The organism is Mesorhizobium sp. WSM4935 (assembly GCF_029625735.1).
Lineage (GTDB): Bacteria > Pseudomonadota > Alphaproteobacteria > Rhizobiales > Rhizobiaceae > Mesorhizobium.
Genome location: NZ_JARTVR010000002.1, coordinates 44598 through 65917, shown reverse-complemented (window position 1 = coordinate 65917; position 21320 = coordinate 44598). Strand labels below are relative to the sequence as shown.

Sequence of the window (21320 nt, the reverse complement as noted above, 5' to 3'; positions counted from 1 at the left end):
GTTTCACCGTTTCACGGAAACGGCGAACCGCCCGATCTTTTTATTTGTACGCAATTCCGGACCGAAAACCGCTCACACTTCCTGGAATTGCTCTTAATCAACTGCTCGGCACCACCCAGGCATCGGACACCGCGACATGCACAAGCTGCCCCGCCGCCAGCGCCTCGGTGCTGTCGACCAGCAGATGCTGTCCGGGCTCGGCGAGCGCCAGCCGCACCTCATGCACCGGTCCGCGATAGACGCTGTCCAGCACTGTTGCCGGCAGGCCCTCGGCCGCGATGCGCAGGGCTTCCGGGCGCAGCAGGACCTTGACCGCGCCGGTCGGCTTGTCGTGGCTTCGCGCCGCGAGCCGGTGGCCGGCGATATCGATGATCGAGGCCTGATCCGAATGGCCGACGGTGTTGCCCGAAATCAGGCTGCCGCGGCCGACGAAACCGGCAACCGCGGCATCGGCGGGAGAGCGATAGATCTCCTGTGGGGACGCCGCCTGCACCAGCCTGCCTTTGCTCATCACGGCGACACGGTCGGCAAGCGCCAGCGCCTCCGCTTGGTCATGCGTGACATAGACGATCGTCGCGCCGGTGCGGCGATGGATGTCGCGGAAGGCGTCGACCATCGCGGCGCGCAGATGCATGTCGAGATTGGCGAGCGGCTCATCGAACAGGATGATGCCGGTTTCGGCGACGAGACAGCGGGCGAGCGCCACGCGCTGCCTCTGGCCACCCGACAATTCGTCGATGCGACGCTTGGCGAAGCCGCCGAGCCCGACGATATCGAGCACTGCCGCGATGCGGGCCGGGATGCCGGCGGAAGGCACATGCCTGGCTTTCAACGGGTAAGCGACGTTTTCGGCGACATCCATATGCGGCCACAGCGCGTAGGACTGGAAAACGACGCCGACATTGCGCGCTTCCGGCGGCACCTGCCGCTGCGGATCGGCGACTAGCGCGTCGCCAAGGAACACGCGGCCTTCGCTCGGCGCCTCGAACCCGGCGATCAGGCGCAGCATTGTCGTCTTGCCGCAGCCGGAGGGGCCGAGCAGCGCGGTGAAGGAACCCTTCGGAAAGGCCAGCGAGACACCGTCCAGCGCCGTTGTGCCGCCATACCGCTTGGTGAGAGACTCGACCCGGATTTCGCTCATGTTTTTCGCCCACGGCAGCTATGATGGCCGGCAATAAGGTGGAAATCCGGCATTGGCAATGCAGCCGGTTATCGACGGGGACTGAGGCCGATCTGCCGCACCGGCGAACCGATTCTTCATCGCACTGATGTCACATTTGCGCGTCAGAAGGCCGCAAAAGAAACTTTTCAGAACGAGCGGCGTTGCTCCGGCCACGCCAGTTCGGGAGACAGGGAATGGACAGACTGCAATTCGAGGTGCCGGTGCGCATCACGCCCGCGCCCGGCCTGCCGGTCGAGGAAATCTACAGCGTCGAGCAGGCGCTCGATTTCCTGCAGGACTGGCCGAAGCGCCAAGGCAAGGTCTACGAAGCCGCGTTCAACGCCTGTTTCGGCGCTACGGTCGACGTGGTCAGCGCAGAGGAAGCCTGCCGCGCCTTCGCCGCCTTCTGCCGTGTCAGCGGATTGCTGGCGAAGGATGCGATGTTCCCCGGCAAGCTCGGCAGCAGGGCAGGCGCATATCGCGACGCGCGAGCTTAAAGCGCGACCGCAGCCTCAGCCGCCGAACGACACGCCGCGATAGCGCATTCCCACCTGGACGCCGCGCACGATCACACGCGACAGGATTTCCATGTCCAGCGGCATTTGCGGACGCCACACGTCGAGCAGGAGAGCGACGCGGGGCTGATCCGAGTTGTTCATGACTTCGTGCTCGAACGTGTCGTCCCAGAGCATGCACTCGCCGTCGGCGATGCGCCTTTCCTCGTGGTTGATCATCATGATCGTCGCCGGACGGCCGTCCGCCTGCTTCGGGATGACCAGGCCGAGATGGAACCGCATGATGCCGCGAAAGGGTCCGCGGTGCGGCGGGATGTGCTTGCGCGGGGCGAGGAACGAGACGGCCGCCGATTTGACCTCGGGGCACTCCGTGAGCAGCCGGCTCAGCACCGGCATGCGCGCGAGATTCTCCGGCACCGTCATGTCATAGGCCTTGAGCACGAACATGCGCCAGTCGAGACCGTCATTGGCCGATATAGCGGCCTGCTCCGGCATGATGTCGTGGAAGCGTGGCGCGCTGTTCAGCTTCGCCGCCAGCGCCTCGTCGCGGATATCTTGCCAAGCGGCGCTGAACTTCGCGGCATTGGGAAAATGCGTGCCGGCATCAAGAATGGCCGGTGCATCTATGCGCTTTTCATAGATACGGCGAACCAGATTGGTTCCGAGATCGTAGGCGCCTGACATCTCATTACCTCAACGAGGCTGTTATATAGTGGGATATTGTTTGCGGCCATGGCTCACGGAGATTTGTACGGGCCGTCAACAGGCGGATAAACATCGTGCACATTGTCTCATTGGGCACTCGATGCCAGTCGCGGCCCGGTGCCGACATCGATGATTTCGGGCCTGGCGGTGTCGATCGCGCCGTCCCAGCCGCCGCCAAGCGCCTTGTTGAGGGCAATGTAGTCGGTGGCGATCGAGACGCGGCTTTGCAGGACGGAATCGTCGGCGGAGTAGGCTGACCGTTCGGCATCGAGCACGTCGAGAAGGCTGGTCTCGCCAGCCTTGTAGAGCGTTCTTTCTAGCCGCGCGGCATCGCCATAGGACTTGGCCGAGGAGGCGAGCTTGCCGTTTCTGATGCGCTCCTGCGACAGCGAAACGGTGGCGTTCTCCACGTCTTCCAGCGCCGTGAGCACGGCGGCCTTGTAGGCGACGAAATACTGGTCGCGCTGAGCCTTGGCGACGTCGACGGCCGCCTGCAACCGGCCGCCATTGAACAATGGCACGCTGAGCGTCGGACCAAAGGACCAGCCGATGGTGGAGTTCTTGCCGAGATCGCCGAGCTTGAGGGCGGTGGTGCTGATGTCGCCCGTCAGGCTGACGCTCGGATAGCGCGCCGCCTCGGCCTGACCGATCTTGGCGGTGGACTGCGCATATTGCCGCTCGGCCATGCGCACGTCCGGGCGGGTGAGCAGAATGTCGGCCGGGATACCGGTCGGGATCGGCAGGTGTGGCGCCGGGATCGGCTTCACGCGCCTCAAGCGTTCGTTGAGCGCCGCCGGCGGCCGCCCGGTCAGCACGGAAAGGCGATGCACGGCTTCGGCATAGCTTGCTTCCAGGCTCGGGAGGCCGGCTTCCGTACCGCTGGCCTGTCCTTCCGCCTTGGCGACATCCGCCGCGGTCGCCGAGCCGGCCAGAGCCATCGAGCGGGTGAGTTGGACGGTCTGCCGCTGCGACGCGGCGGAGCGCCGGGCAAGCGCTATGCGCGCCTGGTAACCGCGCGCCTGGACATAGTTCGAGGCCACATCGCCAACCAGCGTGAGAAGGGTCGAACGCAGTTCCTCCTTGGAAGCGTCCAGCCCATAGCTGGCCGCCTCGACACCCCTGCGGTTGGCGCCGAAGAGGTCGAGTTCCCAGCTGGAATCGAAACCCGCCTGATACTGGCTATAGGTCTCGCTGGATGTGGTGCCGGCGGTGGTGGCCGAAACTTTGTTGCGGGTGGCCGAGGCAGATCCGTCGGCGGAGGGGAGCAACGCGCCCACCGATTGGCGATAGCTCGCCCGCGCCTCGCGGATCTTGGCCTTGGCGCTTGCCACATCGAGATTGCCGGCAACCGCTTCCTCGACGAGCGCGTTGAGCTCGGGATCGCGCAGGCGCTGCCACCATTTGGACAATTGCGCCGGTCTCGCCGGTTTCGCCGCCTTGTGCCCGCTCCAACTCGCCGGCATCGCCAGCAGAGGCTTCCGGTAATCCGGACCGACGACGCATCCCGAGAGCAGGACAGCGGCAAACGCGGGCAAAAAGAGCCCTTTCGCGGTCGCGAGACCGCGTTCAAAATCAAACATTTGAGGGAACCCTTTATTCCTGAGTGGCTGTGGCTTGTGTCCCGCCCGTATCCTGCTTGGCCGCCCTGCCTTTGAAGATGCGGCGCACCGTGACGAACAACAGCGGCACCAGAAAGACGCCGATCACGGTCGCCGCGATCATGCCGCCCATGACGCCGATGCCGACCGAGTTCTGCGCGCCGGAGCCCGCGCCGCTGGCGATCGCAAGCGGCGTGACGCCGAGGATGAAGGCCAGCGACGTCATCAGGATCGGCCGCAGGCGTTGCCGCGCCGCTTCCAGTGTCGCTTCGACCAGTCCCATGCCGGCCGACTGTCGCTCGATGGCGAACTCGACGATGAGGATGGCGTTCTTGGCCGCGAGACCGATCGTGGTGAGCAGACCGACCTTGAAATAGACGTCGTTGGTCTGGCCGAAGAGAGTGGCCGCCGCCAGCGCGCCGAATATGCCGATCGGCACCGACAGCATGACGGCGAACGGGATCGACCAGCTTTCATAGAGCGCCGCGAGGCAGAGGAACACGACCAGCGCCGAAATCGCGTAGAGCGACATGGCCTGGTTGCCGGAAAGCTTCTCCTGGTGCGACAGCCCCGTCCATTCATGCGAATATCCGGCGGGCAGTTGCGCGACCAATTTGTCGATCTCGTCCATCGCCGCGCCTGAGCTTTGGCCAGCGGCCGCGGCGCCCTGGATCTCGACCGCGGCCGAGCCGTTGTAGCGTTCGAGGCGGGGCGATCCGTAGGTCCAGTGGCTGGAGGCGAAGGCCGAGAACGGCACCATGGCGCCGCCGGAGTTGCGGACCTGCCACTTGTCGAGATCTTCCGGCTGCATGCGGAAATCCGGGTCCGACTGCAGATAGACCGGTTTCACCCGCCCGCGATCGATGAAGTCGTTGACGTAGTCGCTGCCCCAGGCGGTCGACAGCGTGTTGTTGATGTCGGCGAGGCTGATGCCGAGCGCGCTGGCCTTTTCCTGGTCGATATCGACCGAGAATTGCGGCTGGTCCTCCTGGCCGTTGGGGCGGGTGTTGGCGAGCAGCGGGCTCTTCGCGGCCAGGCCCAGAAGCTGGTTGCGCGTCTGGATCAGCGCCTCATGGCCGGCGCCGTTGACGTCCTGCAGGTAGAAATCGAAGCCGTTGGTGTTGCCGAAACCCTGGATGGCCGGCGGGGCGAGCGCGAAGACCTGCGCGTCCCTGATCCTGGAGAAGGCGCCCATGGCGCGGCCGGCCACCGCCGACGCGGCGAGCGCCGGCGTCTTGCGCTGGTCGAAATCCTTCAGCCGCACGAAGGCGATGCCGACATTCTGTCCGGCGCCGCCGAAGCCGAAGCCGGAAGCGGTGAACACGCCTTCGACAGCATCCTTCTCTTCGTTGAGATAGTGGTCGGTCACCTTGGCGAGCACGCGCTCGGTGCGATCCTGCGTCGCGCCGACAGGCAGCGAGGCGCTGGTGATCAGGATGCCCTGATCCTCATCCGGGAGGAACGAGCTCGGCAGCCGGGCGAACATCCAGCCCATGGCGATGACGATGGCCAGAAACACGGCGAGGAAGCGCCACGACCGGTTGATGATACCATGCGAGCCGTCGCGATAGGCGATCGTGCCGCGGTCGAAGAGGCGATTGAACCAGCCGAACGGCGCCTTCTGCGTCGCATGGTTCTTTGGCGCGCGCAGAATGGTGGCGCAGAGCGCCGGGGTCAGGACCAGCGCCACCAGCACCGAGAGCACCATGGCCGAGACGATGGTGACCGAGAATTGCCGGTAGATGATGCCGGTAGAGCCGCCGAAGAAAGCCATCGGCACGAACACGGCCGACAGCACGGTGGCGATGCCGATCAGCGCGCCGGTGATCTCCTTCATCGACCTGCGCGTCGCCTCTTTCGGCGGCAGGCCTTCCTCATGCATGACGCGCTCGACATTCTCGACCACGACGATGGCGTCGTCGACGAGCAGGCCGATGGCCAAAACCATGGCGAACATGGTGAGCGTGTTGATGGAATAGCCGAAGAAGGAGAGCACGCCGAACGTGCCGAGCAGCACCACCGGCACGGCGATCGTCGGGATAATGGTGGCGCGCAGGTTCTGCAGGAAAAGCAGCATCACCAGGAACACCAGCACGATCGCTTCGGCCAGCGTCTTCACCACTTCCTCGATCGACAGGCGCACGAAGGGCGAGGTGTCATACGGGTAGACGACCTCGACGCCTTGCGGAAAGGTCGAGCTCAGGCGATTGATGGTCGCGCGCACCGCCTCGGCGGTGCTGATGGCGTTGGCGCCGGTGGCCAGGTTGACGGCGACGCCGGCGGCCGGCTTGCCGTTGTAATGGGCTTGGGTGGTGTAGCTTTCGGCGCCGATCTCGACCTTGGCGACATCGTTGAGGCGTACCAGCGAGCCGTCGGTGTTGCTCTTGAGGATGATGTTGCGGAACTGCTCGGCGGTCTGCAGCCGGCTCTTGGCCGTCACCGTGGCGTTGAGCTGCTGGCCCTTGCGCGCCGGCAGGCCGCCGAGCTGGCCGGCCGAAACCTGCGTGTTCTGCGCCTCGATCGCGGTGGCGACATCGCTCGGCATCAGCGCGTATTGCGCCAGTTTGTCGGGGTCGAGCCAGATGCGCATGGCGTAGCCGGAGCCGAAGAGCTGCGTCGAGCCGACGCCTTCGACGCGCTTCAGCGTGTCGTTGATGGTTGAGTCGACATAGTCGGCGAGGTCGGTCGAGTTCATCTTGCCGTCGGTGGAGACGAAGCCGATGACCATCAGGAAGCCGGTCGAGGATTTGGAGACGGTGATGCCGTTGCTCTGGACGACCTGCGGCAGCTGCGACTGAACCAATTGCAGCTTGTTCTGCGTCTGCACCTGCGCGGTGTCGGGATTGGCGGCGCTGGTGAAGGTCAGCGTGATCGAGGCCTGGCCGGTCGAGGTCGAGGTCGCGGTCATGTAGTCGAGATTGTCGATGCCGGTCATGCCCTGCTCGATGACCTTGGTCACCGAGTTCTCCACCGTCTGGGCATCGGCGCCGGGATAGGTGGCGCTGATGTTGACCGTGGTGGGAGCGATCTGGGGATATTGCGAGATCGGTAGCGTTTGCAGCGCCAGCAGCCCGCCCAGCATGATCACGATGGCGATCACCCAGGCGAAGATCGGCCGGTTGATGAAGAAAGCCGACATTGCTCAGTTCCCGGTTGCGCCAGAGGTAGGCTGCTTTGCGGCGCCGGCGGCATTGCCGCCGGCTGGCGCCGCAGAGGCGGAGCTCTGCTCGCGGTCCTTGATCTCGCCGGTCGTTTCGTCGATTGTCACCTCGACCGCTGTCGCGTCGCCGCCGGCGCGCACCAGCTGCAGGCCCTCGACGATGACGCGGTCGCCGTCGCCGACGCCGGAATCCACCAGCCAGTTGTTGCCGATACTGTTGCGCACGCTCAGCGTTCGCTGCTCGACCTTGCCCTGGGCATTGACCACCATGGCCGTCGCCTGGCCCTTGGGGTCGCGGGTGACGCCGCGCTGCGGCACGAGGAAGCTGTTTTGCGCAACGCCTTCCTCGACTATGGCGCGCACATACATGCCGGGCAGGAGCAGGCGGTCGGGATTGGGGAACTGGGCTCTGAGCGCGAAGGTGCCGGTCGACTGGTCGACATTGGCGCCGGCGAATTCCAGCTTGCCGTTCTGCGCGTAGATGGTGCCGTTGTCGAGCTTCAGCTTGACGCTGACATTGGTCCCGCTGAATTTCAGCCGGCCTTCGTTTATCGCCTGGCGCAGATTGAGCAGGTTGGTGCTGGACTGCGTGACGTCGACATTGATCGGGTCGAGCGAGCGAATGGTGGTCAGCACCGTTTCCTGGTTGGCCGTGACCAGCGCGCCCGGCGTCAATGTCGATTTGTCGATCCGGCCGGCGATCGGCGCGGTGATCGAGGTGCGGTCGAGGCTGATCTTCGCGGTCTCGACGCTGGCCTTGGCCGATGCGACATCGGCCTGGGCCTGCGCCAGCGTCGCGGCGGCATCGTCGTAATCCTGCTTCGAGACTACGTTCTGCTTCAGCAGCCCGGAATAGCGGTCGAACTTCGCCTGCGCGGTGGGCACCGCGGCTTCCGCCTTCTGCTGCGCGGCGACGGCGCTGTCATAGGCGGCCTGATAGCTCGCCGGATCGATGAGGTAGAGCGGCTGTCCCGCCACCACCTCGGCGCCTTCCTGGAACAGGCGCTGCTGGATGATGCCGTCGACCTGCGGACGCACCTCGGCGACGAGCGAGGCGGCGGTGCGGCCGGGCAGCTCGGCGGTGATCGCAACCGACTGCGGGTGCAGCGTGACGACGCCGACCTCGGGCCGCCCGACGCCACCCATGCCGGCCGGCACCTGGCTCTTTTCCTGCGAGCAGGCCGCCAGGAGCAGGGCAGCGCACAACATTCCGGCCCAGGAGGAAAGCTGGCGCGGCCTTGAACGCAGAAAGGATTGATTAGATTGCATGGGCATTGTCTGAAACTTTCCCCGGAATTGCAGTTACGGCGCGGCTATCGGCGCGAGGTCCGTCGACCAATAGCTTGCCCAGATGTCGGGCAAGGAACCGCTGGATGTCGTCCATGAAAGTGTAAACGACCGGCATGTAGACGAGGCTGAGCACGGTCGAGGAGATGAGCCCGCCGATCACAGCGATCGCCATCGGCGCACGCGTCTCGGCGTCGGCGCCGATGCCAAGCGCGATCGGCAGCATGCCGGCGCCCATGGCGATCGACGTCATGACGATGGGCCTGGCCCGCTTGCGGGCAGCGTCGAGCAGTGCCTCGAAGCGGCTCATGCCATGCCCCTTCTCGGCGACCAGAGCATATTCGACAAGCAGGATCGAGTTCTTGGCCGCGATGCCCATCAGCATCAGTATGCCGATCAACGGCGAGATGCCAAGCGCCTTGCCGGTAATGAGCAGGAAACCAAGCGCGCCGCCGACCGAGAGCGGCAATGCGACCAGGATGGTCACCGGCTGCACGAAGCTGCGGAAGAGCAGCACCAGCGTCAGGTACATCAGGATGATGCCCGCGGCTATTGCGGTCGCGAAACCGGAAAACAGCTCCTGCATGCGCTGGGCATCGCCGCGTGCCAGCTCATGCACGCCGGCCGGAAGGTTGCGCATCGCGGGCAGGGCGCGGATGGCTTCGGTCGCCTGGCCGAGCGTCAGACCGGAAAGATCGGCTTCGACCGTGGCGCTGCGGCTTCTGTCGACACGCGTGATGCTGTTCGGGCCGGCGTTGAAGCCGATATCGGCGACGGCGCCGAGCGGAACCACGCCCTTGGTGCCCGTCAGCGGCAGCATGGCGAGCTTTGCCGGATCATCAATGGCACCGTCGGGCACGGTGACGATGATCGAGACCTGACGGTCGCCAAGATTGAATTTCGCCAGGCTGGTGTCGGTGTCGCCGATGGTGGCGATCTTGACAGTCGCGGCGATCTCGGTCGGCGTGACGCCGAGCTCGGCCGCCTTGGCGCTGTCGGGCCGCACGATAAGCTCGGGTTTGGTGGTGGCCGCGGTCGACGTCGGATTGATCAGCCCGGGAACCGATTTCATCCCGTCGATCAGCGCATCGCTTGCCTTTTCGAGGGCTTCGCCATCGTCGCCGACAAGCGTGATCGACACCTTGGCGCCGGAGAAGCCGTCCGCGCCGAACTGGATGCGGGCGCCTGGGATGTCGTTGAGCTTTGGCGAAGCCTCGGCCTCGAATTGCTGCTGGCTCATCGTCCGCTCGGCGCGCGGCTTCAGATTGACCGTGATGGTCGCGGTCCGCACTTCAGCCGAGCTCGAACTTTGGTTCGGCCCTCCGCCCGACGAGGCGGCCGTGCCGATCGTGGCAAACACGCTGTCGACGGCCGGCTCATTCTCCAGCCTTTTGGTGATGTCCTGCACCACCGCGGCGGTCTGCTCGATCGTCGAGCCGGGCTGCAGCTCGACCGAGATCATCGAGCGGCCGCGATCCGCCGCCGCCATGAACTCAGTCGGCAAGTGTGTCGCCAGCATCATCGAGCCGGCGAAGAAGGCGGTGCCGGCAGCAAGCGTGATCCAGCGGTGGTCGAGCGCCTTGCGCAGCAGCCAGAGATAGGTCGGCACCCAAGCGGGCGTGTCATCCTCGTCCTGGCCGCCGGCGCGCACCAGATAGGCGCCCATCAGCGGGGTGAGCATCCGTGCCACCAGCAGCGAGAACAGAACCGACACGCAGACGGCGACGGCGAAGGAGAAGAAGAACTTGCCGGGAATGCCGGACATGAAGGCCACTGGAAGGAAAACGGCGGCGATGGTGGCGGTCGTCGCCACCACCGCCAAGCCGATCTCATCCGCGGCTTCGATCGCCGCCCGGTAGGCGCTGACGCCGGTCTGGCGCATGTGGCGCACGATGTTCTCAATCTCGACGATGGCGTCGTCGACGAGGATGCCGACGACCAGCGACAGCGCCAGCAGGGTGATGTTGTTGAGCGAGATGTCGAAGGCCGCCATCACCGCGAAGGTCGGGATCAGCGACAGCGGCATCGCCACCGCCGACACCAGCGTTGCCCTAATGTCGCGCAGGAACAGCCAGACCACGCCGACGGCGAGCAGCGCGCCCAGCCATAGAGCTTCGAGGGCGGCGTCATAGCTTTCCTGGACGAAGCCGGACGAAGAGGTGACTTCGGTGAATTTCGCCCTCGTGGTCTTGGCGCCCATATCGGCGATCGCGGCGCGGGCGGCCTTGACCACGTCGATCTCGCTCGAGCCTACCGATCTGTAGACATTGAAGGCGACGACCTGCCTGCCGTCGAGATAGGCGGCCTGGCGGGGCTTTTCCCAGCTGTCGACGACGGTGCCGAGGTCGGAGAGCTTGACGTCGCCGGCACCGCCCAGCGCGATGCGGGTATCGGCCAGCGCCTCGACGGTCGGGGCGCTGGCGAGCGTGCGCACCGACTGCTCCTGGCCGCCGATATTGGCGCGGCCGCCGGGCTGGTTGACGTTGTTGGAGGCGAGCGTCTGGCTGACATCGCCGGCGCTGATGCCAAGCGCGGCGAGCCGGTTGGGGTCGAGCTCGACACGGATAACACGGTCGACGCCGCCGGAACGGGTGATCTTGGAGACGCCGTCGACACCGAGCAGGACCTTGGCGACGTCATTGTCGATGTACCAGCTCAGCGCGTCGGGCGACATGGTCGGCGCCTCGACGACGAAGGTCAGCACCGAATTGCCGGTTGCGTTGACCTTCGCCACGACCGGCGTCTGGGCCGCGGCCGGTAGGCTGGACTGCACGCCGGACACCGCGTTGCGGACATCGTTGGTGGCGGTCTCCGGATCGGTGCCGAGGGTGAACTCGACAGTGGTGACGGACGAGCCTTCGCTGATCGAGGTCGAGACGTCGTCGACGCCTTCAAGGGTCGCGACGGCGTTCTCGATGACGCGCGCCACCTGGACTTCCATTTCGCTCGGCGCCGCGCCCGGCTGCGCCACCGTGACGGTGACGGTCGGCAGGTCGATGTCGGGCATGTTGTTGGTGCGCAGCTGCATGAAGCCGTAAACGCCGGCAACGCTGAGCGACAGAAACAGCACGATGGTCGGAACTGGATTGCGGATCGACCAGGAGGAGATGGCGTTCATTGCGCCGGCTCCGCCGTGCTTGCGGCATCGGCAGCCTTCGTCTCGTCGGCGGCGACACGCACGAGGTTGCCGTCGTTGAGGAAGCCGGCGCCGGCGACGACGACGTGGTCGCCTTCCGACAAGCCGCTTTCGATGGCCACCCGGCCGTTCTGGCGCGCGCCGGTCGCAACAGGATGCGCGCTGACCTTGCCTTGACCGTCGACCACGAACACGGCCGGCTTGCCGTCATGCCAGACCAGGGCCATCTCGGCGACGGTGAGCTGCCGGGACGCCGCCGTGTCGATCGTGACGCGAGCGAACATGCCAGGCTTCAGGCCCGAGCCCTCGCCAACGGCGACATAGACGGTGGCGAGCCGGGTGGTCGCGTTGACCGTCTCGGCTACCTGGGAAACGCTGCCAGAGAAGGCGCGGCCGGACGCATCGACGATGTTGGCCGCCTGACCGGCCGAGATTGCCGCCAGGTCTTTTTCAGGGACAAGCACGGCGACCTCCAGCCTGCCGTCGCGGACGATCTTCATCAGCTCGGTGCCGGCCTGGACGATGGAACCCGTCACGGCCGGCTTGCTGGAGACGATGCCGTCGAATGGCGCGCGGATGATCGTCCTGTCGAGTTGGGCCTGCAGCCGTTCGGCCGCGGCTTCGGCCTGATCGACGCCGGCCTTGCCGGTTTTCACCGCGGTCGCTTTTTCCTCGGCGGTCTCCGCGCTGACGGCATTGCTGGCCAGCAGCTTGTCGGCGCGCGCGGCGGCCGACAGCGCGGAGTCGAGCGTCGCCTGCGCCTGGGCGACGGCTGCCTTCTGCTCGGCGAGCTGGGCCTTGAGGAGCGAGTCGTCCAACCGCGCGACGACATCACCGGCTTTCACATGATCGCCCTCGGCCACCAGGACCTCGGTCAGGCGCAGGCCACTTTCTTCCGCGCCGAGCGTCGCTTCCTGCCAGGCGGCGACGGTACCGGTCGCGCTGATCGACGACGTGACCGTTTCGGAGGCGACCTTCTCTACGGAAACCGTAAGTGTCGCCGCCGACGCAGGGATGTGTGTGGCGGGTTCGGTCGAGGCACGGCCATAGGCCTTGAGCGCGGCGACGGCGGCCAACACGACAAGCAAAGCCAGCAGAAGAAAAAGTCGCTTACGCAATTTGGCGGTCATCGTTTTTGACATTGGGCGAGGCGATCGGGAGCGACAGCCGATAGGCTGCGAAGTTCAATCGGATCGCGGCTCCGGTTGGGATGGGCGCAATAGCCGGCTCAGGAGTGCGCCGGCCGACCGGCAAGCCCGGAGCCACAGACACGATGAGGCGCAGCATCATCAGCGCTTCCCACATGGTGCTCTCCATCTCGCGTCGAGCTGCCGGCGGCAGCACGACGCGTCTTTCGGTTGCAAGAAGAGCCGGCCGGCCCTTGAACGGGTGGGTCAGGGGGCCGGCCGGCGCAGCCGGTCAGAGTTGCTCGCCACTCCGCGGTGGGGGTGGAGGGAGCTGTCCGCCGTGATCAGGCAAACTTCCGGGGCCGGCTGCATCCGGCGGATCACCCCATGGACCGGGGGGCGGGCCGTGCGGCCGATCCGCCGAAGCGAGTATTTCGAGCTGCTCGGGCGTCAGCTTGGCCCGCAGCACGGTGATGGCGTCCTTGAGCTTGGCGGCCGAGGCGGCGCGCTTGGTCACCTCGTCGGCCAGCTTTTCCTGGAAGGCGAAGGGATCGCGCTTTGCCTGATCCGGCTTGCCGCCGGCGGCATCGTCCGGCCCGCGGCCGGGCTGGCCGAAATCGGGCCGCGACGGCGGCGCCAGCACCGCCTGCAGCGCGCTGGTGTAGTCGCGCCAGGCGTCGAGCTGTTCGGAGCGGATGCCGATCCGGGTTTCGAGCGCGGCGAGCCGGGCGGCAAGAAATTCCGGCGGCGGACCCATGCGGCGCGGACCGAAGCCCTCGGGGCCGTGCCGCATCGCCCAGCGCTGGCCATGCCACGGCATCGGACCGGGGCCAGTGTCGGGGCCGGGGTCGTCCTGTCGGCCGATTGCCGGCGGCTCGTCCCCGGGTGCTGCGCCAGGTTCTGGTTGCGCGGCGAGCACGGGGTGGATGGCCGCGACCGAGAAGAGGCCAAGCGCCAGAAGTCTGCTTCGCATGACATGATCCTTTCCTGCGTGCTTCGGATGCCGGGAGGATAGGAAGCGTCTTTTGCCGTATTGCTTCGGCGCGTTGCCGAAGGTTTCCGGAAAAGGGAGATTTGTTTCCGAATGTTTCCAGCGGCTTTGCGGAAACGTTCCGTTGCAATTTTCCGTGCCGCTCGGCTGCGCCGCTCCCTATAATCACGAACAAACAGGCAAGCGGGCTAAGTATGCAGGCACAATCCCACATCCTTGTCGTCGACGACGACCGCGAGATCAGGACGCTGCTCGGGCGCTATCTCGACGGGCAGGGATTTCGCGTGTCGGTGGCCGCCGACCGGCGCGAATGCGAGCAGAAGCTCGGCTCAGGCCAGTTCGACCTCATCGTGCTCGACGTCATGCTGCCCGACGGCTCCGGTCTCGACATCTGCCGGAGCCTGCGGGACCGCAAGCCGCATATCCCCGTCATCCTACTGACGGCGCTGAAAGAGGATGTCGACCGCATCATCGGGCTGGAGCTCGGCGCCGACGACTATCTCGGCAAGCCGTTCAATCCGCGCGAGCTTTCGGCCCGCATCCGGGCGGTGCTCAGGCGCTCGGCGCCGGACGAAGCCGCGCCGCCCAAGGTTCGCGTCTATCATTTCGCCGGTTACCGGCTGGAGCCTGACACACGCAAGGTGATGGACGCCGACGGCGCCCTGATCGACCTTACCGGCGCCGAGTTCGACCTGCTGCAGGTCTTTCTCGACCGGCCGGGGCGGCTTTTGTCGCGCGACCAGCTCCTCGATCTGACGCAAGGGCGCGAGCGCGAGCCGCTCGACCGCTCCGTCGACGTGCTGATGAGCCGGCTTCGGCGGAAATTCGCCGAGGCGGGCGAGGAGAACCTGTTCAAAACCGTGCGCAATGGCGGCTATCAACTGACCGCGCGCGTGGAGACGGCGGAGACCGGGACATGACCTCGCTGCGCCGGCGGCTGATCGTCCTTCTGGTCGTATCGATCCTCGGCGTCGTCGGGCTCGCCACTTTCGTCGCGGTCAAGGTGCTCGGCGGTCCGTCGCCGGAACTCATCATGGGGCCGCTCGCCCATCAGATTCAGTACATGGTGCAACTGGCTCCCGGCCACGTGCCGAATTCAGGCGATGCGCCCGTCACCGTGAAGGATCGCCCGGCCGACGGCTTCGAGGACCGCAAGCACACAAAGGTGCTGAACGAGATCCTGCACCATGACGGGCTGAATGTTTCGGCCGTGGTCAGCCGCAATGCCGGCAGGCCGGGAATGGTCGCTTCCGTCGAGCTGCCCGACCGTCGCTGGATGATCGTCGACGTGCCCGATTTCGGCCCGCCGCGCGACGTCTGGTACGGGCTGGCGGGCTGGATGGTGCTGATCGTGCTCGGCGCCACCCCGGTGTCGATCTACTTCACCGGCGTGCTGGTGCGGCCGCTCGAAATGCTCGAGGCCGCCGCCAGCAAGATCGGATCGGACGGCGTGCTGGCGACCTTGCCGGAAAAAGGCTCCGCCGAGGTGAGGGCCACCGCCCATGCGCTCAACGAGCTGTCGGCAAGATTGAGGACGGCGATGGAAAGCCGCATGCGGCTGGTGGCCGCCGCCGGCCACGATCTCAGGACCCCGATGACCAGGATGCGGCTCCGTGCCGAGTTCCTTGAGGAGGATCGCGAGAAATGGCTGAGCGACCTCGACGAGCTCGACCGTATCGCCGACAGCGCCATCCGCCTGGTACGCGAGGAGGTCAATCAAGACGCGGTCGAGCCGGTGGAACTGGACAGGCTGGTTCGCGATATCGAGGTCGAGATGGTCTCGCTCGGCCACGCGGTGACCATCGACCATCTCGATCATGTGTCGATCAAAGCCGGCGCGCTTGGCTTGCGCCGGGCGCTGCGCAACCTGATCGTCAACGCCGCCACGCATGGCAAGAGCTGCACCGTCGCGCTTGCGGGGCGGGGCGGCCGGGCGATCCTCACCATCGCGGACCGCGGCCCCGGCATCCCGCCGGACCTGCTGAACAAGGCCTTCGAGCCGTTCTTCCGGGTCGATCCGGCGCGCACGCAATTCATTCCGGGCGCTGGGCTTGGGCTTGCGATCGCAAAGGAGATCATCGAACGCTACGGCGGAACGATCACGCTGGAGAATCGGCCTGGGGGAGGGCTGCTGCAGACGGTGGTGTTTGCAACGGCCTGACGTCTCACGATGTTCGTCCTCGGGCAATTCCGAGCCCTTGGCGCAGGCTTCAACTGTTCTCTCAAGGCTTCGCTCGCTGCATCGTGACCGCTCCACCGTTGCGGAGCGGCGTCGCCAGATGCGAGTTTGGCGATAGATGTTTTGCGAGGATGCCACCATGCCCATAGGCAAGATTGCGTTTTGCACGGCAGCGATGATCGTTGCCGCCACAAATTTCGCCGATGCGCGGCCCGACACACGCAAGATGACCTGCGCGCAGACCCAGGCGCTGATTCAGAGCCGGCATGCGGTGGTGCTGACCACGGGGGCGAACACATATGAGCGCTATGTCCGCCAGTTCGGCAACGAGTGCGACGCTCCCTACGTGCCGATGGTCGACTATGTCCCGGCCAGTGACGGTCGGTGCATGGTCTATCGGTGCGAAGAGCCGGCGCCGATGGTTCCGGATTGATCGGCGCTCGGCGTTCTGGGGGATGGCGTTGCCTTTTCTGATCGTCAATCCGCGCTGGCTCGAGCAACGGTATGCCGTTCGCCGCGGAGGCGCGCTGCTTCTCACTTGACCTTTTTAATCTCCGGGCCCGTCGGCTGGTTGGTCGCTGGCGCCGGCGTGCAATCCTGCCCCTTGCACTCGAGGGCGGGGTTGTTCCTCGGCGGCAGGCAGTTCTGTCCCTCACAGTGGATGGGCGGCAGCTGTTGCGCCGCGTTGCCGTTCGACTGGACGGGCTGATCCTCGGCGAGGACGGGCTGCGCCCCTGCCAGGCCGGTCATTACCGCGCATAAGAGAGCTGTCCGAAACAGGTCCATTCGTGCCTCCATGGCCGAGACAAAACTCTACACCCTCTGATCGCTGCCAACATCGTCACCCAACAACGCCGTTAATGACGGATTTCGGCCCGGGGAGCGCGAGGTGCCGGATTGGCGACTGTTCTGGGGATAAGTTTGACACGCCCAAAGGGAGTGAAGCGGCGATATCCTCTCCGACAAGAACTCCGAGCATCAACGATCGGCACGATGGCCTTGCTAAAACTGGTGAAGAGGCTGCTGGCAGAGCGCTCACACTCGCGCCGACGTTCCTGATTGTCGCTCCGTGTCTAACATATGTGGCATCGGCGCGCCGTGTCATATGCACATATGATCAAGCTCTCGGTCCTGGCGGGTCCGAGATCGCCACCTTCTAGCCCGCTGGCCCCGGCCAGCGGGCTTTTTTGTCGGTAGCCGCGGTCAGCCTTTTTCTTGCGGGACCCTTGACGATTTTCGCAGTCAGGGGACTTCGGTCGTAGGTATTATGGGACCGTGGGCCGGGAGTGGAACAAATACTCAAAAGTTCTCTTTTCTATCGAGTGAGAACTCGAGAAGGAGAGAAAGTCATGTCCGACGGACCTACAGTCGTAAACTCCGGCGGTGGCGGAACAGTCGTTGCGGTAATCCTTGGTATAATCGCAATTGTTGTTCTGTTGTTCTTGACGGGAGTGATAAATATAAATGGTAGCGGAGGGAAGGATGTGAACGTGAGCGTCAATACCCCCAAGGTTGAGGCGCCGGCCACACCGTCCATCTCCAAGCCCGCTGCTCCGGCCAAACCCGCCCCGGCGCCTGCTAACGGGGGCTAAATCTGACCGGCCATTACGGGCTCCGGCATTTTGCGCCGGAGCCTGCGGCTGCCCTCTCAGCAATCACCGGATCAGGGACGAGGCGGTCACTGGCGCTATCTAAACCACCGCTCGGGCGCTGTGGCGGATTAGACTAGACGTGCGGATTGCGCTGGAGCCCACAGAACCGGCTCAGGTAAGAGACTTCCCGAAGCTGAGCGACGCCAACCTGCGCGCCCGTTCAGCCACGCTGTACGCATTTTGGAAGAAACAAGGCTGGCCCTGGAGCCGCTTCGGTCAAGTCTGGTACGCCCAAGGGGAATCGAACCCCTGTTACCGCCGTGAAAGGGCGGTGTCCTAACCGCTAGACGATGGGCGCGCTCAGACGAAGCGGCTTATAATTGCGTTGTTGGCAACCGGCAACCCATCCCCAGCCACATGCGACAACTTTTTTCACGGCGCCGTGAAACGCCTGGGTTCAGATGAAAAATGCATCGCGCGCGGATGTAGCCGAGGGCAGGCGGGATCAGCCGTCCTCACCGCCGCCGCGCCGGCGGCACCGCCAGTTCCAGTCGCGCTCGGGGCCGACGTCGACATGGACGGATTCGGTGTGGCAGTAGGTGCCGACGCCGCCGCGGCCGGGCATCGAGCGGACATAGTTCGCCAGTTCCCACTTCGACACGCCGGGCACCTGGATGTCGGCGGCGGCGCAGTACATATGCAGCGAGTTCTTGGCGCCGTTGGCGCGACGGTTGCGCGAGGGATCGCGGTAGCCGGAGGTGACGATCATCTTGCGGCCGAAATGGCCCTCGATCGTCTTCAGCACCCGCACCAGCGACGGCTTCAGGCAGGCGACATCGACGCTTTCATTCTGCTTCAAAAGGCCGTTGGGCGCGAGCCTTGCCATGCCGGCGGCCGACGCCACCTGATAGCCGCCGCCCTCATCCTCGTTGAGGTCGACGTCGCTCTCGTCGTCGATGCCGGACTTGCGCTTGATCTCGAACAGCGCGGTCTGGCGCACGCCGGGCAGGGCATCGGCGCCGGTGATGTGATTGGCCGGATTGTCTATCGACGCGAGCTGCACCGGCTTGTCGCCCGGTGTCGCCGAGGCCAGCGTCACGATCGGCTTGGCCGGCGGCGGCGTGGTCTTGACCTGCGTGGCCTGCGCCGTGATCTGGTCGCCGGAGCGTCCGTTGTTGATCAGCGGCGCGGGCGCAGCCGAGGCCGGCGTGGTGCTGAACAGCGAGGCGAAGAAGCTCTTCTTCGGCGCGGCGATCTGCGGCTGCGCCGGCTCGCTCGCGGTTACATAGACGCCGTTGCTCATGGCCTGCGTGGTCGCCTGCGCCTTTGAGGCAATTGCTGCGGCATCGCCGGCGGCGACCTGCTGGGCGACGGTTTGCGTCTGTTCCGCCGTTTGCGCCTGTTGAACCAGCGGTTGCGGCGTGCTGCCGGCAATCGCGGTGGAGCCGGCCGGCACGGCGACGGTCGGGAAGGCCGCGGCTTGCGGCCGTGTCTCCGGCACATAGGCGACCTTCTCGGGCAAAGGCGTATCGCCCTCGCTCATCACGGTCGATCCGGCTGCGGCGGGCGCCGCGGCCTGGAGCGACGAATCGGCCGCGGTCACGGTCTTGGCGCCGGATGTTGCGCTCATTTCGGTGGCGGTTGAATTGAAAGCGGGCGAAACGACCGACATCGTCGGGTCGCCGGTCGAGGTACAGGAGGCCAGAAGCACGGAGAAAAGCGCTGCCGCGATGCTGCGGCTTTCCCCTCGTGCGAGACGCCAACCTGCTGATTTCAAAATAAATTCCCCCTCAGTATCCGGTCGGTTCGTCATCGCCGCGCCACTCCAGCACCGCGCCGCGATAACCCTCCTGTTCCCAACCGGAAACGGGATCTGTGTCGAATCTGCAAGCCTCGGAATTAATCTTCGTCGGAAGGTGATTTGAGGCCGCCGAACGATTGACGCCACCATTTCGCCCTGTTTTGGCGGCCCGTCAACTCACCAGACATTACAGTCCGTTACACACGCACCTTGACATAGGTGCCCGGCGCATCTCCCAAGGTTTTCATACGCTTGCCGGGTTTGCGGGCGGGTACGCGGATGTTGTCCTGGTTCTCGATCCAGTGCTGCCAATGCGTCCACCAGGATCCTTGATGCTCGTGCGCGGCGGCAAGCCACGCGTTGAAGTCACCCACCGGCTTGCCGCCGGTCCAGTACTGGTACTTCTTGGCGGCAGGCGGGTTGACGACGCCGGCGATGTGGCCCGAACCCGCCATCACATATTCGACGTCGCCGCCGAAAAAACGCGATCCCAGGAACACCGAAAGCGCCGGCGCGATGTGGTCCTCTTTCGTGGCCAGGTTGTAGACGGGGATGGTGATGTCGGCCAGCGAAACGGTGCGTCCGGCGAGCTCCATCGTGCCGCGCGAGAGATTGTTCTCGAGATAGCAGTTGCGCAGGTAGAAGGAGTGGTTGGCCGCCGCCATGCGCGTGGAATCGGAATTCCAGTAGAGCAGGTCGAAGGGCAGGGGCTCCTTGCCGCGCATGTAGTTGTTGATGACATAGGGCCAGATCAGGTCGCCCGAGCGCAGCATGTTGAAGGCGGTCGCCATCTTGGTGCCTTCGAGATAGCCCTTTTCGCTCATCGAGCGCTCGACGGCGGCGACCTGGTCCTCGTCGACGAAGACCTTGAGGTCACCGGCATAGGTGAAGTCGACCTGCGTCGCGAAGAGGGTGGCCGATTTGATGCGGTGGTCGCCTTCCTGCGCCAACAGCGCCAGTGCTGCCGCCAGCAGCGTGCCGCCGACGCAATAGCCGATGGCGTTGACCTCTTTCTCGCCGGTCGCCTTCTCCACCATGTCGAGGCCGTATTGCAGGCCTTCGCGGATATAGGCTTCCCAGCCCTTGGCGCCGTGGCGCTCGTCCGGATTGATCCAGGAGATGACGAAGACGGTGTGGCCCTGCTCGATCGCCCAGCGGATGAAGGATTTCTGCGGGTTGAGGTCGAGGATATAGAATTTATTGATCCATGGCGGGCAGATCAGCAGCGGCCGCTTCAGCACCGTCTCCGTCACCGGATCATATTGGATGATCTCGGCGACGTCGCTGCGGCCGATGACCTTGCCGGGCGTGGTGGCGATGTTCTTACCGATTTCGAAGGGCGTGTAGTCGGCCTGGCGCAGCTTCAGGTCGCCGCGGCCGGCGGCGATGTCCTCGGCCAGCATCTTCATGCCGCGCACCAGGTTCTCGCCATTCGAGGCTACCGTTTCGCGGAACAGCTCCGGATTGGTCAGGATGAAGTTCGACGGCGAGATCGCGTTCGACACCTGCTTGACGTAGAAACTCGCCTTGTGGCGGGTGTGCTCGTCCAGGCCCTCGGCATGCTCGACGAGTTCGCTCGCCCAGCGCGAGGTGACCAGATAGGCCTGCTTGAGGAAGTCGAAGAAGGCGTTGCGGCCCCATTCCGGATCCTGGAAGCGCTTGTCGCCGCGCTCGGGCTGAACCGCGTCCTGCGGCGCCTCGGCGTTGGGATTGACCTTCTGGATGGCGTTCGCCCAGACCGTCATATAGCCGGCGAAGAGCCGCGTCTGCGCTTCGAGCGCGCGCTGCGGATCGGCCAGCCAATATTCCGAGAGCTTGGAGAAGGTCTTGACCATGTCGACCACCGGTTCGGCGACATGATCACGCACCTCGCCCTTTTCGCGCGGCTCGGTCCAGGCGGAAGCCGCCTTGCCGGCCTGCTCGATCATGCGGGCCATGTTCAGGGCGAAACGCTCGGGATCCTTCACCAGATATTGCTCGATGGCCGAAGGTCCGCCATTTTCCGCTTTGTCCGAATCGGGAGCTTTGGACATGGTTCGCGGGGTTCCTCCCGGAGCGTTTTCTTGA

The 21320-nt window shown here is 65.1% G+C and carries 16 protein-coding genes and 1 tRNA gene; 4 read left to right on the top strand and 13 right to left on the bottom strand.

Annotated elements, in window-relative coordinates:
- Nucleotides 1-97: 97 nt before the first annotated feature.
- Entirely contained in the window at nucleotides 98-1141 is a 1044-nt protein-coding gene (locus P9273_RS04600; protein ID WP_278047848.1) for an ABC transporter ATP-binding protein, read from the bottom strand.
- Between the two features lie 215 nt (nucleotides 1142-1356).
- On the opposite strand from P9273_RS04600, the gene P9273_RS04595 reads away from it, so the two are divergent.
- Nucleotides 1357-1659 (top strand): DUF982 domain-containing protein, encoded by a 303-nt coding sequence (locus P9273_RS04595; RefSeq protein ID WP_041004215.1) that lies wholly within the window; start codon nucleotides 1357-1359, stop codon nucleotides 1657-1659.
- A gap of 15 nt (nucleotides 1660-1674) precedes the next feature.
- On the opposite strand, the gene P9273_RS04590 is transcribed toward P9273_RS04595, so the two are convergent.
- From P9273_RS04590 to P9273_RS04555, 8 genes are all read right to left on the bottom strand, one after another.
- Nucleotides 1675-2361: an aspartyl/asparaginyl beta-hydroxylase domain-containing protein gene (locus P9273_RS04590; protein ID WP_278047847.1), complete on the bottom strand. Its 687-nt coding sequence runs from the start codon at nucleotides 2359-2361 to the stop codon at nucleotides 1675-1677.
- 107 nt (nucleotides 2362-2468) lie between these two features.
- Complete coding sequence (locus P9273_RS04585; protein WP_278047846.1) at nucleotides 2469-3962, bottom strand: efflux transporter outer membrane subunit; 1494 nt, start codon at nucleotides 3960-3962, stop codon at nucleotides 2469-2471.
- A 13-nt stretch (nucleotides 3963-3975) separates the two neighbouring features.
- Nucleotides 3976-7119, bottom strand: coding sequence for an efflux RND transporter permease subunit (locus P9273_RS04580; protein ID WP_278047845.1), 3144 nt, complete (start codon nucleotides 7117-7119; stop codon nucleotides 3976-3978).
- 3 nt (nucleotides 7120-7122) lie between these two features.
- Nucleotides 7123-8349, bottom strand: coding sequence for an efflux RND transporter periplasmic adaptor subunit (locus tag P9273_RS04575; RefSeq protein WP_278047844.1), 1227 nt, complete (start codon nucleotides 8347-8349; stop codon nucleotides 7123-7125).
- A gap of 49 nt (nucleotides 8350-8398) precedes the next feature.
- Entirely contained in the window at nucleotides 8399-11545 is a 3147-nt protein-coding gene (locus P9273_RS04570; protein WP_278047843.1) for an efflux RND transporter permease subunit, read from the bottom strand.
- Complete coding sequence (locus P9273_RS04565; protein WP_278047842.1) at nucleotides 11542-12681, bottom strand: efflux RND transporter periplasmic adaptor subunit; 1140 nt, start codon at nucleotides 12679-12681, stop codon at nucleotides 11542-11544. Before P9273_RS04565 ends, P9273_RS04570 begins: the two co-directional genes overlap by 4 nt.
- Nucleotides 12674-12868, bottom strand: a complete 195-nt coding sequence (locus tag P9273_RS04560) for a hypothetical protein (protein ID WP_041004223.1) — start codon at nucleotides 12866-12868, stop codon at nucleotides 12674-12676. Before P9273_RS04560 ends, P9273_RS04565 begins: the two co-directional genes overlap by 8 nt.
- A gap of 114 nt (nucleotides 12869-12982) precedes the next feature.
- Nucleotides 12983-13663: a hypothetical protein gene (locus P9273_RS04555; RefSeq protein WP_278047841.1), complete on the bottom strand. Its 681-nt coding sequence runs from the start codon at nucleotides 13661-13663 to the stop codon at nucleotides 12983-12985.
- Between the two features lie 212 nt (nucleotides 13664-13875).
- On the opposite strand from P9273_RS04555, the gene P9273_RS04550 reads away from it, so the two are divergent.
- The 3 genes from P9273_RS04550 (at nucleotide 13876) to P9273_RS04540 (ending at nucleotide 16293) form a co-directional block, all read left to right on the top strand.
- Nucleotides 13876-14601, top strand: a complete 726-nt coding sequence (locus P9273_RS04550; protein ID WP_278047840.1) for a response regulator — start codon at nucleotides 13876-13878, stop codon at nucleotides 14599-14601.
- On the top strand, nucleotides 14598-15842 hold the full coding sequence (locus tag P9273_RS04545) for an ATP-binding protein (protein ID WP_278047839.1): 1245 nt from the start codon (nucleotides 14598-14600) through the stop codon (nucleotides 15840-15842). Before P9273_RS04550 ends, P9273_RS04545 begins: the two co-directional genes overlap by 4 nt.
- Nucleotides 15843-15999: 157 nt before the next feature.
- Complete coding sequence (locus P9273_RS04540; RefSeq protein ID WP_278047838.1) at nucleotides 16000-16293, top strand: hypothetical protein; 294 nt, start codon at nucleotides 16000-16002, stop codon at nucleotides 16291-16293.
- Between the two features lie 101 nt (nucleotides 16294-16394).
- Here P9273_RS04540 and P9273_RS04535 read toward each other — a convergent pair whose 3' ends face one another.
- From P9273_RS04535 to phaC, 4 genes are all read right to left on the bottom strand, one after another.
- Nucleotides 16395-16646, bottom strand: a complete 252-nt coding sequence (locus P9273_RS04535) for a hypothetical protein (protein ID WP_278047837.1) — start codon at nucleotides 16644-16646, stop codon at nucleotides 16395-16397.
- Nucleotides 16647-17735: 1089 nt separating this feature from the next.
- Nucleotides 17736-17810 (bottom strand) — tRNA-Glu (locus P9273_RS04530).
- Nucleotides 17811-17957: 147 nt separating this feature from the next.
- The gene (locus P9273_RS04525) at nucleotides 17958-19124 is read right to left on the bottom strand and encodes a YcbK family protein (protein ID WP_278048378.1); all 1167 of its coding nucleotides are present in this window, start codon (nucleotides 19122-19124) and stop codon (nucleotides 17958-17960) included.
- A 326-nt stretch (nucleotides 19125-19450) separates the two neighbouring features.
- Complete coding sequence (gene phaC / locus P9273_RS04520) at nucleotides 19451-21286, bottom strand: class I poly(R)-hydroxyalkanoic acid synthase (RefSeq protein ID WP_278047836.1); 1836 nt, start codon at nucleotides 21284-21286, stop codon at nucleotides 19451-19453.
- Nucleotides 21287-21320: the final 34 nt, after the last annotated feature.